We start from the raw sequence: 15978 nt of genomic DNA, 5'->3' as shown, positions 1-15978 counted from the left end.
CAAATAGGACTTTTAAGGGTTATTGAATCTTTTATGAGGGGGAAAGTTTGACAAAATTAAGAAGATTTTTTGATATTACAAAATTTTGATGAAAGATAACAGCGCTCCAAAAATGAAGAAAATAGACTATTTTATAACTATTTGTATATACTGTTTGTTTTCGGTATTTTGGTATCTATCAGAAGTCTTCCGGTAGAATGGAAAGTTCCGTAAAATAAGAGGCTGGCACTATTTAAAGTACCAGCCTCTGTAAAATATGGAAATGATTTATTTCATTTTCGCTTCCACCCACTTGCGGGCATTGACAAACGCTTCTATCCATGGAGTAACCTGATCGCTGTTCTTGCGGTCGGCCGGATAGCAACCGTTCTGCCATGGGAAGATGGAACGTTCCAAGTGAGGCATGATAGCCAAGTGGCGTCCGTCTGCGCTGGCCAGTGCTGCGATAGAATAATCGGAACCGTTCGGATTGCCCGGATATTCATCATAGCTATACTTCGCTACTACATTATATTTATCTTCGTCATATGGCAAAGAGAATTTTCCTTCTCCGTGAGCTACCCAGATACCCAGTTTGCTTCCACTTAAAGAGCCGAACATCACACTGCGGTTAGTCGGGATAGTAAGACCAAGGAAGCGTGATTCGAATTTGTGTGAATTGTTATGTAGCATTTTTCCTTTCTTCTTCAGTTCCGGGTTGATAAGATTGAGTTCCATCATCAGCTGGCAACCGTTGCAGACACCCAATGACAATGTATCTTCGCGTGCATAAAATTTATCCAATGCTTCTTTAGCTTTCGGGTTGAACAGGAATGCGCCTGCCCATCCTTTAGCAGAACCCAGTACATCGGAGTTAGAGAAACCACCGCAGTAAACGATCATGTTTACGTCTTCCAGTGTTTCGCGTCCGCTGATGAGGTCGGTCATTGTAACGTCTTTTACGTCGAAACCTGCCAAATAGAGTGAGTAAGCCATTTCGCGCTCACCGTTTGTACCCTTCTCACGGATGATAGCCGCACGGATACCGCTTGGGGTACGACGATCCGGAGTGATACCGTATTGAGAAAGCTTACCTTTGAATTCCGGCATGAAAGCGAATTCAACAGGTTGCATCTTATAGTTTTCAAAACGTGCTTTTGCGCAACCGTTCATAGATTGTTTGCGGTCGAGCAGGTAAGAAGAAGAATACCATACGTCACGCATATAATCGATACCAAACTGGTAAGTAGCACCGTCTTTAGATACCAAAATGTGGCGTTCGTCAGTCGGTTTACCCAGCTTTATATAGCCTACGCCTGCATCTTCCAGAATCTTCTTCACTTCATCCTTATGCTTGTCGCTGATCTGGATAACGATACCCGGATTTTCAGCAAACAGAATCTTAACGATATCCTGTTCTTTCATCTTGTCGAGGCTGATTTCCATACCGCCTTCTACATTAGAGAAGCACATTTCGAGCAATGTAGTGATCAAACCACCGGCAGAGATATCGTGTCCTGCAAGAATCAATCCTTTGTTGACAAGTTCCTGTACGGCAAGGAAAGCATCACGGAAATATTCGGCATCTTGTACGCAAGGTACTTCGTCACCAACTTTACCCAGAGATTGTGCAAAAGCCGAACCACCCAGTTTCAGTTCATCGAAGCTGAAGTCAATATGATAAAGCGTAGTCTTTTCATTGTTAACCAATACCGGAGATACCACTTTCTTCACGTCGGAAACTTCACCACCGGCAGAAACAATCACAGTTCCCGGAGAAATCACTTTCTCGCCGTTCGGATACTTCTGTGTCATAGATAGAGAGTCTTTTCCGGTAGGAACATTGATCTGCAGCGCGCAACAGAAATCGCTTAAAGCTTTTACAGCGGTGTACAGACGGGCATCTTCACCTTCTTGAGAGCGGCAAGGCCACATCCAGTTGGCAGACAGTGAAATGCTATCCATACCTTCCGCCATTGGAGCCCAAACAAGATTGGTCAGCGCTTCGGATACAGAAAGAATAGAGCCGGCAGCCGGATCAGCCAATGCTGCTTGCGGAGCATGTCCGATAGAGGTAGCGATACCTTTCTCGCCACGGTAGTCGAGTGCTACGACACCGCAGTCGCTCAACGGCAACTGAAGTTCACCCTGACATTGCTGACGAGCCACTTTGCCTGTTACCGAACGGTCTACCTTGTTTGTCAACCAGTCTTTGCAGGCTACAGCTTCAAGCTGCAATACATTCGTCAGATATTCATGTAGTTTAGACAATTCGTATTTCGGCATTTCATAATGACGTTCTACGGTCTTGTCTACCATATAGGTTTTGGGAGAAGAACCGAACATCTGTTCTACGGCAAGGTCGAACGGACGTACACCGTCAGCCTGTTGGAAAGCGAAACGATGATCACCGGTTGTTTCACCGACTACGTACATTGGAGCGCGTTCGCGTTCGGCAATCTTACGTACATGTTCAATAGCCTCTTCTTTAATCAGCAGACCCATACGTTCCTGACTTTCGTTAGCGATGATTTCTTTGGCAGACAAAGTCTTGTCACCGATAGGCAACTTGCTCATATCGATCAAACCACCACATTCTTCCACGAGTTCGGACAGACAGTTTACGTGTCCGGCAGATCCGTGGTCATGGATAGAAACCACCGGATTCACCTCTTCTTCGCAAAGAGCGCGTACTACGTTGTTGGCACGTTTCTGCATTTCTGCGTTGGCACGTTGCACAGCGTTCAACTCGATACCGCTGCTGTAACGACCGGTGTCAACAGAAGATACGGAACCGCCACCCAGTCCGATACGATAGTTGTCACCACCGATTACTACCACTTTATTTCCTGCTTCCGGTGTACCTTTGAGGCAGTCACGTTGTGTACCGTAACCAACACCACCGGCGAGCATGATGACTTTGTCGTAACCATAAACTTCTTTGTTTTCTGTATGTTCGAAAGTCAGTACTGAACCGCAGATCAGCGGCTGACCGAACTTGTTACCGAAGTCGGAAGCACCATTGGATGCTTTGATAAGAATTTGTTCCGGAGTTTGGTACAACCATTTACGTACCGGAAGAATCTCTTCCCACTCGCGTCCTTCTTCTGTGCGCGGGTAAGAAGTCATGTAAACAGCAGTACCTGCAATCGGCCATGAACCTTTACCACCACCCATACGGTCGCGGATTTCACCACCCGTACCGGTAGAAGCACCGTTGAATGGTTCTACAGTAGTAGGGAAGTTATGAGTTTCCGCTTTCAGTGAGATAACACTCTTGATGTCCTTTACCTGGAAGAAATCAGGTTTTGAATGATCTGCCGGAGCAAACTGTTCCACAACCGGACCTTCAGCGAAGGCTACGTTATCTTTATAAGCAGAGATTATTTTATTCGGATTTTCCTGTGTCGTCTTTTTAATCATTTGGAACAGAGAAGATTCCTGCTCTACACCGTCGATGATAAACGTTCCGCCGAAAATTTTGTGGCGGCAGTGTTCGGAGTTGATTTGTGCGAAACCGAATACTTCAGAGTCGGTCAGCTTCCGTCCGAGGTCCTTTTCTACTTTCTTCAGGTAGTCCATTTCTTCTTTGGAAAGAGCCAAACCTTCTTTTTCGTTGTACACTTCGAGATCTTCAATGTAGATGATTGGTTCCGGCTGACGGTTTGTCGTGAATACGTTTTGGTCGAGTCCTTTGTACATGCGTTGGAGCATCGGGTCGTAATCGGCATTTTCGTCCTTAACAGGGAAGTACTCCTCGATGCGGCTTATGCCTTCGAGCCCCATGTTTTGGGTGATTTCTACTGCGTTTGTACTCCAGGGAGTGATCATTTCGCGGCGTGGGCCAACGAAACAGCCTTTCAGGTTTTCTTCACTTTCCATCACGGCTTCGCCAAAAAGCCAGCAGAGTTTATTACTTTCGTCAGGGGTGAGCTGATGGTTGCTCTCTACGGCAATCACGCTCTTGGAAGGGGTTCTGAAAAAAAGAATCATGTTGTATATTTACGATTTTACGATTTACGATTTTACGATTGAAGTTCCTGCAGGAGAAACTCTTCTCTTTTTCTGTGGCGCAAAGATAATCAATTTCGTTGGTGGTAGGAAAAAAATAGAGAATAAATTCCTATACCTTATTTAATATGTTTATTTTCGATGTACGTTTTACTTATTATCGCTATATATAGTGATTCTTGTGTGGAAAAAACGTTAATATACTATCCCCATATCACAAAAAAGTGCGATATTTGCGACATGATTCAGATAGAGACAATATTCGATATATTAGTGAAAGGCTTTATTATTGGCGTTGTTGTGTCCGCACCCCTCGGTCCGGTGGGCGTATTATGCATCCAGAGGACTTTGAATAAGGGGCGTTGGTATGGATTTGTAACAGGTCTGGGAGCCTCTTTGAGCGATATAGCATACGCTTTGCTCACCGGCTACGGGATGAGCTTTGTGTTCGATTATATTAATAAGAATATTTTCTATCTGCAATTATTGGGGAGCATCATGCTACTCCTTTTTGGTATATATACCTTTCGTAGCAACCCGGTGCAGTCCATTCGTCCGGCTTCCTCCAGCAAAGGTTCTTATTTCCATAACTTTATTACCGCATTTTTCGTCACTCTCTCCAATCCCTTGATAATCTTTCTGTTTATCGGACTTTTCGCCCGTTTTGCCTTTGTGCAGCCGGGGGTGCTGGTCTTTGAAGAGATCACGGGATATCTTGCAATTGCTATAGGAGCATTGACCTGGTGGTTGGGTATCACTTATTTTGTGAATAAGGTGCGCACTAAATTCAATTTACGTGGTATCTGGATACTGAATCGTGTTGTAGGAAGTATCGTAATGCTGGTATCTGTTGCCGGATTGATTTATACTTTGTTGGGAGAGTCACTTTATTAAGAGATAACATAATGAATCAGATAGCACAACAACTGAAAGAGAAGAATATTGCCGAATACCTTATATATATGTGGCAAGAGGAAGACTTGATCCGTGCCAATCATTGTGAACCGGAAGAGATGGAGGCAAATGTAATTACCCGCTATCCGGAAGAACAGCGGCCTGCCATGCGAGAATGGTATACCAACCTGATTACGATGATGGGCGAGGAAGGAGTACGGGAAAAGGGTCATCTGCAGATTAATAAAAATGTAATTATCAATCTGACAGAGTTGCACAACGCATTGTCCTCTTCTCCTAAATTTCCTTTTTACAGTGCTGCTTATTTCAAGGCATTACCGTTTATCGTAGAATTACGGAATAAAAACGGCAAGAAAGATGAACCCGAACTGGAAACCTGTTTTGAAGCGTTGTATGGAGTACTCCTGCTTCGTCTTCAAAAGAAGCCTATCAGCGAAGGAACTGCCAAGGCAGTGGAAGCTATCACTAGTTTCCTTTCTATGTTGGCAAATTATTATGATAAAGACCGTAAAGGTGAATTAAAACTGGATGAATAAATGAGAATTTTAGTAACGGGTGCCAACGGTCAGCTTGGCAATGAGATGCAGGTGCTTGCGAAAGAGAACCCGCAACATACGTATTATTTCACAGATGTGCAGGAACTCGACATCTGCGACAAGCAAGCTGTGTGGACTTATATGGCAGAGAAGCAGATTGAGCTTGTTGTTAATTGTGCTGCTTATACAGCTGTAGATAAAGCTGAAGATAATCAAGAATTAGCATACAAATTGAATTGTGAAGCACCGAAACAACTGGCAAGTGCGGCCCAAGCCAATGGTGCTGCCATGATACAAGTATCTACTGATTATGTATTTGACGGTACTGCGCATACTCCATACACGGAAGACTGCAATCCTTGCCCGGATTCTGTATACGGCACCACTAAACTGGAAGGAGAAAAGGAGGTAATGAATCACTGCGAGCAAGCAGTCGTTATCCGTACCGCATGGCTCTATTCTATTTTTGGCAATAATTTCGTAAAGACGATGCTTCGTCTTGGAAAAGAGCGTGACAGCCTGGGAGTTGTTTTCGACCAGATCGGGACTCCGACGTATGCCAATGACCTGGCACGGGCCATCTATGCTATTATTAATAAAGGTATTGTTCGCGGTATCTACCATTTCAGCAATGAGGGAGTTTGTTCCTGGTATGATTTCACGGTAGCTATTCATCGTCTGGCAGGAATAACCACCTGCAAAGTGAAACCTTTGCATACAGCCGAATATCCCGCGAAAGCAAACCGCCCGGCATATTCCGTGCTTGATAAAACAAAAATAAAAACAACGTTCGATATAGAGATTCCTCATTGGGAGGAGAGCCTCAAACAATGCTTGATAAAATTAGGAATGAAAAATGAAGAATGAAGAATTTCGATGCGGCTTTATAGATAGCGTAACAATTCTTCTTTCATCATTCATCATTCATCATTCATCATTCTTCATTCTTCATTCATATTAATATATGGCAGATAATACAGAAATTTTGAGACGGCGACGTTCGCCATTATTGCGCATCCGGATGCCGGTAAGACATCATTGACGGAAAAGCTATTGCTTTTCGGTGGTCAGATACAGGTAGCAGGTGCTGTAAAGAGTAATAAGATTAAAAAGACGGCTACGTCCGACTGGATGGAAATCGAGAAACAACGTGGTATTTCGGTAACGACTTCCGTGATGGAGTTCGACTATCGGGATTATAAAATCAACATTCTCGATACTCCGGGTCACCAGGACTTTGCTGAAGATACATACCGCACACTGACTGCTGTAGACAGTGTTATCATCGTTGTAGACGGTGCGAAGGGGGTGGAAACGCAGACGCGTAAACTGATGGAGGTATGCCGCATGAGAAAGACTCCGGTAATAATCTTCGTCAACAAAATGGACCGTGAAGGAAAAGAACCGTTCGACTTGCTCGATGAACTCGAAGAAGAACTGATGATTCAGGTTCGTCCCTTGTCCTGGCCGATAGAGCAGGGAGCACGTTTCAAAGGAGTATACAACATCTACGAACAGAAACTGGACTTGTACCAGCCATCCAAACAGATGGTAACGGAAAAAGTGGCAGTCGATATTCATACGGAAGAACTGGATCAGCAGATTGGCAAGCCATTGGCAGACAAGCTGCGTGGTGATCTGGAACTGATCGAAGGTGTTTATCCCGAATTTGATTCGGAATCCTATCTCGCAGGAGACTGTGCACCTGTATTCTTCGGATCAGCGTTGAACAACTTCGGTGTGCAAGAGCTGCTGAACTGTTTCGTGGAGATAGCTCCCAGTCCTCGTCCCGTACAGGCAGAAGAGCGTGAAGTGAATCCCGACGAACCGAAATTCACCGGATTCATCTTTAAGATCACAGCCAATATTGATCCCAATCACCGTTCTTGTGTGGCATTCTGTAAGATTTGCTCCGGCAAGTTTGTCCGCAATGCTCCCTATGTGCACGTTCGTCATGGAAAGACCATGCGTTTTTCATCGCCCACCCAATTTATGGCACAGCGTAAAACAACGATTGACGAAGCCTATGCAGGAGATATTATCGGTCTGCCGGATAATGGTACCTTTAAGATTGGCGATACGCTGACAGAAGGTGAAATGCTTCATTTCCGCGGATTGCCGAGCTTCTCGCCGGAGATGTTCAAGTATATTGAAAATGCCGATCCGATGAAGCAGAAACAGTTGGCGAAAGGTATCGATCAGTTGATGGATGAAGGTGTGGCACAGTTGTTTGTCAATCAGTTCAATGGCCGTAAGATTATCGGTACGGTGGGACAGTTGCAGTTTGAGGTCATTCAGTACCGTTTGTTGAATGAATACAATGCGTCCTGTCGTTGGGAACCAGTAAGCCTTTATAAGGCTTGTTGGGTAGAAAGCGATGATCCCGCAGAACTGGAAGCTTTCAAGAAACGTAAATACCAGTATATGGCGAAGGATAGAGAAGGGCGCGATGTGTTCCTGGCAGACTCCGGTTATGTACTTCAGATGGCGCAGATGGACTTTAAACACATCAAATTCCACTTTACAAGTGAGTTTTAAAACATATTCCGTTGATTTTAACTAAAAAATCAGGTAAAAAAAGGAAAAACATATCTCATATAAATGAGTGAATAGAAATGAAGACACTATCCTGGGATAAAATTCAGCAAGGGGATGAAGAGGCATTCCGGCAGCTTTATGAGCAATATGCAGATTTACTGTATGGATATGGCATGAAGATAGCCGGTGATGATACGCTGGTGACCGAGGCGATACAGTCGTTGTTTGTTTACATCTTTGAGAAAAGAGAAACTTGCGCGGCACCTCAATCCATACCCGCTTACTTGTGTGTTTCGTTGAGACACATGATAGTGAACGAACTGAAAAAAGAGAATAGTGGATCATTCAAATCACTGGATGAAGTAGGCACAAACGAATATCAGTTTGATCTGGAGATCGATATTGAAACTGCTATTATCCATTCAGAGTTGGAAAAAGAACAGCTGGAAGTTTTGCAGAAAGAGCTGAACAATTTGACAAAGCAACAGCGGGAGGTATTGTATCTTAAGTATTATAAGAAGATGAGTCCGGAAGAAATAGCCCAGGTGATGGGACTCACTTCACGTACGGTTTACAATACTACTCATATGGCTATCTCCAGTTTGCGGGAGCGTATGAGCAAATCTTTCTTGTTGTTGGTAGCAGCTAATTTGTGGATTTTTAATTGAGGTGTGAGATATGGAAAAGTGGACAGAATCTTTAGATAAATACTTAGAAGAAGGAAAACTTCCTCTGGTTGGCGAAATCTTTTCTCGTAAAAAAGAAATAGGTGATAAGCTGAAGTTGCAACGTGAGGAGAGCCATAAGATCGCCTTAAGCCGGGGAAGAAAGCAAGGTGCGGGGAGAAGTTTCTCTTTCTCATGGGGAGTGGCAGCGGCAGTTGTCCTTCTTTTGGGGATAGGCGGTTACTTCCTGGCAGAAGAAAAGGTGGTGACTGATAACACTGCTATGAACTATGAATTGCCGGATGGCAGTACTGTGCAGGTGATGGAAAATTCCCGCCTGACTTACAATCATATCACATGGCTTTGGGAGCGCAAATTGCAACTATTGGGTAAAGCCTCTTTTAACGTAACCAAAGGCAAGACATTCACGGTCCGTACAGAAGCCGGCGACGTAACCGTACTGGGAACGAAATTCCTCATCGATCAGCAAGGAAAGAAGATGACCGTCAACTGTGAGGAAGGAAGTGTGCAAGTCGAGACTGCTGTAGGTAAGCGTACATTGCTTGCCGGGGAAAGCGTTCATTGCGATGAGAACAAGATTGTGCCGGTAGAGAAAAAGGCAGAAGAATCGGAGTTCCCCGAGGTGTTGGGGTATGAAGACGATCCGCTAATAAATGTAGTGGCAGATATTGAGCATATATTTGAAGTAACAGTCGTCGGACATGAGAAATGCGAGGGGCTGACCTACAACGGGACGGTCTTAACAAAAGACCTGAACGCCACACTGGAAAAAGTCTTTGGATCGTGTGGAATCAGTTATCAAATTCGAGGGAAAGAAATTATTTTAAAATAAAAAAAGCCTCTTCTGACTATCCAGAAGAGGCTTTTTTGTTTTTCTTCAAATTTTCTTCATTTTTTCTTGGTAAAAAAACAACGGATGCTTCTCTTTCTAATAGATGAGCTATTTAATGATATTTGAAGAAAACGGTAGAATTGATTAGAAGATTAAATGTTGTAGAAGAAATTAGAAATTATCCGGCAGAAATAAGGCCGGGATTCAGAACAAACAATAGATGTTTTATAGAGAATTACAAGCTAAACTCAAAACAAACAATAGATGCTTTTTATAAAATTTAAATTTAACCCAAAACAAACAATGTTTTAAAAGAAATGCAAACTAGGGCTCAAAGCAAACAATAGACAGCGGCAGATGAATTATTCCTGCCACAAACGTAAGCCGGAAAGATTCCCTCATCGGACGTGATATGAGCTTTAGAGGCTTGTTTTTTCCGATTAAACAGACTTAGTTGGCTTAAAAAAAAGGGTTTTTCAACTAGACTGCTACGCTAATTAAAAGAATGAAAGCCGTGATGGCCCATGAGAGGTTTAACAAGACCGGTTTTTTATCTGGTAGTTTAATAGTAGGTTAAGAGGGTATGAAACCAGAAAAGGGCTGAACCGGTCTATCATTGAGTATTTTTATTTAATAATTGTTTTATCAGAGTGTGAGAGAAAGTTGAGGGGCTTTCTCTCACATTTTTTGTAGGAACAATAGATAGGACGATTTACTATTGGACTATTTACCATTTACTATTTGGGTTATGCAATAGAAGCAGATAGTAAATAAGATAATGGGAATTTAGTTTAGATGTGGATGGCACGCTAAATCATAAATCATAAATCATAAATCATAAATCATTAAACTTCCCCAGTTTTCCAATCAGAGAAATGACGTTTTTATACATTATATTCCTTTCTTAATTTATTTTATAATAAAAATTTGGTATTTTCGGACGCTTTTTAGACGAACAACTTAAAATACTAATAGTTTATTATATGGAAAATATCGAAACAGCGATCCTGCTGATGGTGGTCGGAATGGCTACCGTGTTTGTTATTCTGCTGATTGTGATTTGTTTAGGTAAGTTGTTGATTACATTAGTCAACAAGTATGCTCCTGAAGAAGTGGTTCCTGTGAAGCGGGAAGCATCGCAAGGTCCTGCCCCTGTTCCGGGAAACATCTTAGCCGCCATTACAGCTGCTGTAAATGTGGTGACACAAGGTAAAGGAAAAATCACTAAAGTAGAAAAATTATAAATCTATAAAGAATATCACTGAAAGACATGAAAAGAGAAGTAAAGTTTAGTTTGGTTTTCCGAGATATGTGGCAATCTGCCGGAAAATACGTACCTCGTGTAGACCAACTCGTAAAGGTAGCTCCTGCCATCATTGAAATGGGCTGTTTTGCCCGCGTAGAAACAAACGGCGGAGGTTTTGAACAGGTAAATTTATTGTTTGGTGAAAACCCGAATAAAGCGGTACGCGAATGGACAAAACCGTTCCACGAAGCCGGTATTCAAACCCACATGCTCGACCGCGCACTGAACGGACTCCGTATGAGCCCCGTTCCGGCAGACGTCCGCAAATTATTCTACAAAGTAAAGAAAGCACAAGGAACAGACATTACCCGTACGTTCTGCGGATTGAACGACGTGCGTAACATTGCTCCTTCCATCACATACGCAAAGGAAGCAGGCATGATTTCGCAATGCTCGCTTTGCATCACTCATTCGCCTATCCATACCGTAGAGTACTACACCAATATGGCGCTGGAACTTATCAAACTGGGAGCAGACGAAATCTGTATCAAAGACATGGCAGGTATCGGCCGTCCTGTATCGTTAGGTAAGATCGTAGCAAATATCAAGGCGGCACATCCCGAAATCCCCGTTCAGTATCACAGTCATGCAGGTCCCGGATTCAATATGGCAAGCATCCTCGAAGTATGCGAAGCCGGTTGCGACTACATCGACGTAGGCATGGAACCACTATCATGGGGAACAGGCCATGCTGACTTGCTTAGTGTGCAGGCGATGCTGAAAGACGCCGGATATCAAGTGCCCGAAATCAATATGGAAGCCTACATGAAAGTGCGCGGCATGATTCAGGAATTTATGGACGACTTCCTCGGCTTGTATATCAGCCCGAAAAACCGTCTGATGAACTCTTTGCTGATTGCTCCCGGACTTCCCGGCGGTATGATGGGTAGTCTGATGGCCGACCTTGAATCCAATCTGGAATCAATCAATAAATATAAGGCAAAACATAATCTGCCGTTTATGACGCAAGACCAGTTGCTCATCAAACTCTTTGATGAAGTAGCATACGTATGGCCTCGTGTCGGTTATCCTCCATTGGTGACTCCGTTCAGCCAATACGTGAAGAACCTCGCCATGATGAACGTGATGGCCATGGAAAAAGGAAAAGAACGTTGGGGAATGATTGCAGATGATATCTGGGATATGATTCTGGGTAAAGCCGGACGTCTGCCGGGCAAACTTGCTCCCGAAATCATTGAAAAGGCAGAACGTGAAGGCCGTAAGTTCTTTGAAGGTGATCCGCAGAATAATTATCCCGATGCTCTCGACAAATATCGCAAACTGATGAAAGAGAACAAATGGGAAGTGGGACAGGACGACGAAGAACTCTTCGAATATGCTATGCACCCGGCTCAATATGAGGCTTACAAGAGTGGCAAAGCAAAAGAAGACTTCCTGGAAGACGTAGCCAAACGTCGTGCCGAAAAAGATAAATCTCCGGAAGAAGATGCCAAACCGAAGACACTGACCGTACAAGTGGACGGACAGGCCTATCGTGTGACGGTAGCATACGGTGATGCCGAACTACCTGTTGCTCCTGCGGGTGCTGCCACTGCTCCGGCAGGAGAGGGTAAAGAAGTACTTTCTCCGTTGGAAGGCAAGTTCTTCTTAGTGAAAGGTGCGCAGGAAACTCCTTTGCAAGTAGGTGACACTGTGAAAGAAGGTGATGTAATCTGCTATGTAGAAGCGATGAAGACCTACAATGCCATCCGTGCAGAGTTTGGCGGTACAGTGACTGCTATCTGTGTCAACCCGGGAGATGCTGTTTCAGAAGATGACGTATTAATGAAGATAGGATAATGAACGAAATATTTGAGAACTTATATGACATGACTGCGTTCAGCAATATCATTGCCGAACCGCAGTTCCTGATAATGTATGCCATCGCGTTCGTTCTGCTCTATTTGGGTATTAAGAAACAGTACGAGCCGTTGCTGCTTGTCCCCATCGCTTTCGGTGTGTTGCTAGCCAACTTCCCCGGAGGAGATATGGGCGTGATTCAGGCCGACGAAAATGGTATGGTGATGGTAAACGGAGTGTTGAAGAACATCTGGGAAATGCCTTTGCATGACATTGCCCACGAACTGGGAATCATGAACTTCATCTACTATATGTTGATTAAAACAGGTTTCCTGCCTCCGATCATCTTTATGGGTGTCGGTGCGTTGACGGACTTCGGGCCGATGCTGCGTAACCTGCATCTTTCTATATTCGGTGCAGCTGCACAGTTGGGTATCTTTACCGTGTTGCTGGTAGCCATCCTGATGGGATTCACTCCACAGGAAGCCGCTTCTCTGGGCATTATCGGTGGTGCGGATGGTCCGACAGCCATCTTTACCACCATCAAACTGGCACCGCATTTGCTGGGCCCGATTGCCATTGCCGCTTATTCGTACATGGCGCTCGTTCCGGTGATTATTCCGCTGGTAGTGAAGCTGTTCTGTACGAAGAAAGAGTTGAGCATCAACATGAAAGAACAGGAAAAGAAATACCCTTCGAAGACTGAAATCAAGAACCTGCGTGTATTGAAGATTATCTTCCCGATTGTGGTAACTACTATTGTTGCCCTCTTCGTGCCAAGTGCAGTGCCTTTGGTGGGTATGTTGATGTTTGGTAATCTGGTGAAAGAAATCGGAACTAACACATTCCGCTTGTTCGATGCCGCTTCCAATAGCATCATGAATGCTGCCACCATCTTCCTCGGACTGTCTGTAGGAGCAACGATGACAGCCGAAGCATTCCTCAACTGGACAACAATCGGTATTGTGATCGGTGGATTCCTTGCATTTGCACTTTCTATAACCGGTGGTATTTTCTTTGTGAAACTGGTAAATCTCTTCTCGAAGAAGAAAATCAATCCGCTTATCGGCGCCACTGGTTTGAGTGCCGTTCCGATGGCGAGCCGTGTAGCCAATGAGATTGCTTTGAAATACGATCCGAAGAATCACGTATTGCAGTATTGCATGGCAAGCAACATCTCCGGAGTAATCGGTTCTGCCGTAGCTGCGGGTGTGTTGATCTCCTTCCTTGCGTAAGCGAGGAGAATCTTCATCATTGAAGATCTTATTTCTTCATGGAGAAATACTTTTTATACATTCAAGTTTGGCAGACTCATTTGATAACGCTACCTTTGTGAGTAATGTATAACAGTAAAAACGGAAAGCGTATGAGCACAATGTCATTAGAGGCGGAAAAGAATGCACTGATTCGTCAGATTCTGGATGTGGATGATATAGCTATCCTGAAAAAGATAAGATCAATGTTGAATCATGAAGAAGAACAGGTGAGGGTGGTTGCTGAAGAGGCAACTCCTTATCGGACAAAGACCGAAATTCTGGAAAGCCTTGATGAGGCGTGCAAGGAATTGAAGTTGAATCTGGAAGGTAAGCTGGATTTTAAGCCAGCGGAGGATTTGCTGGATGAGTTGTGATATAACGTATTCTCCTCGTTTTGCGAGAGAATTGAAAAAATTGAGCAAACATTACAAATCTCTGAAGTTGGATTATGCCAATTTATTGGAATCTCTGAAAGCGAATCCTGAACAAGGAGTCAGCTTGGGGAATAATCTTCGTAAGGTTCGCATGGCCATTACTTCGAAGAATAAAGGAAAGAGCGGAGGTGCGCGAGTGATAACCTATACGGTGATTCTGACAGAGATAGATTCGGAAATAAAGTTGCTTACTATCTATGACAAGTCCGAATGTGAAAGTTTGACAGATAAGGAAATAGAAGATATCCTGAAGCAAAACGGTATTTTGTAGTCCTTATGATATAAAAAGAAATCGTCCTGTTTCACGGTTACGTGATAACAGGACGATTTCTTTTATAAGACTAAGACTTTGTGAACAAGTTTCTTTTGTTTCTAAATTTATTCACTGATAACCTTTCTGTATTCCGCTACCGCCATCTTTTCCGACAGATACGCATTAATCAGATTGGTGTGCGCCTGCGTCCATGACAATTGCGCGGAGAGTACATCCACCATGTTTGCCTTTCCCTCATTATACGAGAAAGAAACCAAATCAAGATTTTCATTAGCCAGACTCATAGTCTCTTTGGCGGTTTTCACTTGATATTCCGTTTCCGTCAGTTTGGTCAGGGCGGCAGAAAGTTCCTCGTTGATATTATCCGTCACATAACTTTGTTGCAGTTTCTGTATGCCGATATACGCTTTCTGCTGACGGTTTGTTTTGAACCGGGCTCCCCAACGGAAGATCGGTATATTCAGGTTAATGCCGACGATGGGATTGAAAGAAACATCATAACCGAGGTTAGGTGTAGCTGTAGCCCATCCACCGCTGAAATACATATTCAACTGCGGGTTGAACTGGCTAAGAGCCGCTTTGCGTTGCGCCTGACTTTTCATGATATTCACCTCCGTACTTTCGTAATCCGCGCGACGTTGCAGTACATTCTCCAGAGAAAGTATCTGCACCGGAGCGGAAGCCGTGTCAATCGTGTACAGACTGTCTACGGGATTGTTTGGCTCTTCTCCCATCAGGATATTCAGCTTTTGCAACGCCAGGGTATAGTTCTGACGCGCCTTGATATATTGCAATTCCGCTTCTTTCAGCCGGGTGGAAATCATTAATAAGTCCGTGCGACTAATCATACCGTCGTTAAAACGATCCTGAATGATGTCATACTGTTGCTTCACGATATTTTGATACTTGTCCGCCGCCTGCAACATGGCCTGTGAAGCGGAAGCATTCCAATAAACTGCATCACTCTGATAATGAATCTGGTCGATGGTAAGCTCCTCATTTAGTTGATTCAGCCTTTCATCCGCTTTGGCAATCTTGTGTTGGGCGTTGAGTGCTCCGCCCGTGTACAACGGTTGCGAGACGATAAATACACCTTGATAGGTATGGTTGCGGTATTCGCCTACCGGTTCGTTCCAAGCATTAAGGTCGCTCATGTTGAGGGTCCCGTCCGCATTGATATCAATTTTGGGCAAGAATCCTGTGTGAGCAATCTTCCGTGCTTCCGTACTTGCCATTGTCTTTAGTTTCTGTTGCTTCAGAATTTGACTGTAAGCTTCCACTTTATCCCGGTAAGCTTCCCGGCTAAGATAGGGCTGCTGTGCCCCGGCCGTGAGGCCGAGGAGCAGCAGAGACAGAGTTATAAGTTGAGTTTTCATTTTATTCAATCTATACAATAAATTCAAGTTTCATA

Annotated in this window: 13 protein-coding genes; 11 read left to right on the top strand and 2 right to left on the bottom strand. The window is 43.9% G+C overall.

What is annotated here, in order from left to right:
* Positions 1–267: 267 nt before the first annotated feature.
* The gene (gene purL / locus DXA05_RS10010; protein WP_009040525.1) at positions 268–3972 is read right to left on the bottom strand and encodes a phosphoribosylformylglycinamidine synthase; all 3705 of its coding nucleotides are present in this window, start codon (positions 3970–3972) and stop codon (positions 268–270) included.
* A gap of 258 nt (positions 3973–4230) precedes the next feature.
* On the opposite strand from purL, the gene DXA05_RS10005 reads away from it, so the two are divergent.
* From DXA05_RS10005 to DXA05_RS09955, 11 genes are all read left to right on the top strand, one after another.
* Positions 4231–4884, top strand: coding sequence for a LysE family transporter (locus DXA05_RS10005; protein ID WP_004310295.1), 654 nt, complete (start codon positions 4231–4233; stop codon positions 4882–4884).
* 11 nt (positions 4885–4895) lie between these two features.
* Positions 4896–5441 (top strand): DUF4924 family protein, encoded by a 546-nt coding sequence (locus DXA05_RS10000; protein WP_004310296.1) that lies wholly within the window; start codon positions 4896–4898, stop codon positions 5439–5441.
* The gene (gene rfbD, locus DXA05_RS09995) at positions 5442–6308 is read left to right on the top strand and encodes a dTDP-4-dehydrorhamnose reductase (protein ID WP_004304426.1); all 867 of its coding nucleotides are present in this window, start codon (positions 5442–5444) and stop codon (positions 6306–6308) included.
* A gap of 171 nt (positions 6309–6479) precedes the next feature.
* Complete coding sequence (locus tag DXA05_RS09990; protein ID WP_347812596.1) at positions 6480–7979, top strand: peptide chain release factor 3; 1500 nt, start codon at positions 6480–6482, stop codon at positions 7977–7979.
* Between the two features lie 77 nt (positions 7980–8056).
* Positions 8057–8647: a sigma-70 family RNA polymerase sigma factor gene (locus tag DXA05_RS09985; protein WP_004300948.1), complete on the top strand. Its 591-nt coding sequence runs from the start codon at positions 8057–8059 to the stop codon at positions 8645–8647.
* A 10-nt stretch (positions 8648–8657) separates the two neighbouring features.
* A complete protein-coding gene (locus DXA05_RS09980; protein WP_128859128.1) occupies positions 8658–9497 on the top strand; it encodes a FecR family protein in 840 nt (279 codons plus the stop codon).
* A 983-nt stretch (positions 9498–10480) separates the two neighbouring features.
* Positions 10481–10741 carry an OadG family protein gene (locus tag DXA05_RS09975; RefSeq protein ID WP_004311386.1) on the top strand — a complete coding sequence of 87 codons (261 nt, stop codon included), beginning with the start codon at positions 10481–10483 and terminating at the stop codon, positions 10739–10741.
* A 26-nt stretch (positions 10742–10767) separates the two neighbouring features.
* Positions 10768–12603 carry a biotin/lipoyl-containing protein gene (locus DXA05_RS09970; RefSeq protein ID WP_128859127.1) on the top strand — a complete coding sequence of 612 codons (1836 nt, stop codon included), beginning with the start codon at positions 10768–10770 and terminating at the stop codon, positions 12601–12603.
* Positions 12603–13838, top strand: a complete 1236-nt coding sequence (locus tag DXA05_RS09965) for a sodium ion-translocating decarboxylase subunit beta (RefSeq protein WP_004300937.1) — start codon at positions 12603–12605, stop codon at positions 13836–13838. The genes DXA05_RS09970 and DXA05_RS09965 overlap by 1 nt, the downstream gene beginning before the upstream one ends.
* 131 nt (positions 13839–13969) lie before the next feature.
* Positions 13970–14233: a hypothetical protein gene (locus DXA05_RS09960; protein WP_049703533.1), complete on the top strand. Its 264-nt coding sequence runs from the start codon at positions 13970–13972 to the stop codon at positions 14231–14233.
* Positions 14223–14564, top strand: coding sequence for a hypothetical protein (locus DXA05_RS09955; RefSeq protein WP_008025994.1), 342 nt, complete (start codon positions 14223–14225; stop codon positions 14562–14564). The genes DXA05_RS09960 and DXA05_RS09955 overlap by 11 nt, the downstream gene beginning before the upstream one ends.
* 107 nt (positions 14565–14671) lie before the next feature.
* Here DXA05_RS09955 and DXA05_RS09950 read toward each other — a convergent pair whose 3' ends face one another.
* Complete coding sequence (locus DXA05_RS09950; protein ID WP_165861507.1) at positions 14672–15943, bottom strand: TolC family protein; 1272 nt, start codon at positions 15941–15943, stop codon at positions 14672–14674.
* Between the last annotated feature and the right edge of the window lie 35 nt (positions 15944–15978).

It is taken from the genome of Bacteroides sp. AM54-2NS (assembly GCF_003602935.1).
Lineage (GTDB): Bacteria > Bacteroidota > Bacteroidia > Bacteroidales > Bacteroidaceae > Bacteroides > Bacteroides xylanisolvens.
Note: the sequence above shows the minus strand (reverse complement) of the source record. Positions and strands in the feature narration are given on the sequence as shown.

Excerpts from the sequence above, each read along its gene's own strand:
- purL (WP_009040525.1), bottom strand. The coding sequence starts at position 3,972 with ATGATTCTTTTTTTCAGAACCCCTTCCAAGAGCGTGATTGCCGTAGAG.
- DXA05_RS10005 (WP_004310295.1), top strand. The coding sequence starts at position 4,231 with ATGATTCAGATAGAGACAATATTCGATATATTAGTGAAAGGCTTTATT.
- DXA05_RS10000 (WP_004310296.1), top strand. The coding sequence starts at position 4,896 with ATGAATCAGATAGCACAACAACTGAAAGAGAAGAATATTGCCGAATAC.
- rfbD (WP_004304426.1), top strand. The coding sequence starts at position 5,442 with ATGAGAATTTTAGTAACGGGTGCCAACGGTCAGCTTGGCAATGAGATG.
- DXA05_RS09985 (WP_004300948.1), top strand. The coding sequence starts at position 8,057 with ATGAAGACACTATCCTGGGATAAAATTCAGCAAGGGGATGAAGAGGCA.
- DXA05_RS09980 (WP_128859128.1), top strand. The coding sequence starts at position 8,658 with ATGGAAAAGTGGACAGAATCTTTAGATAAATACTTAGAAGAAGGAAAA.
- DXA05_RS09975 (WP_004311386.1), top strand. The coding sequence starts at position 10,481 with ATGGAAAATATCGAAACAGCGATCCTGCTGATGGTGGTCGGAATGGCT.
- DXA05_RS09970 (WP_128859127.1), top strand. The coding sequence starts at position 10,768 with ATGAAAAGAGAAGTAAAGTTTAGTTTGGTTTTCCGAGATATGTGGCAA.
- DXA05_RS09965 (WP_004300937.1), top strand. The coding sequence starts at position 12,603 with ATGAACGAAATATTTGAGAACTTATATGACATGACTGCGTTCAGCAAT.
- DXA05_RS09960 (WP_049703533.1), top strand. The coding sequence starts at position 13,970 with ATGAGCACAATGTCATTAGAGGCGGAAAAGAATGCACTGATTCGTCAG.
- DXA05_RS09955 (WP_008025994.1), top strand. The coding sequence starts at position 14,223 with ATGAGTTGTGATATAACGTATTCTCCTCGTTTTGCGAGAGAATTGAAA.
- DXA05_RS09950 (WP_165861507.1), bottom strand. The coding sequence starts at position 15,943 with ATGAAAACTCAACTTATAACTCTGTCTCTGCTGCTCCTCGGCCTCACG.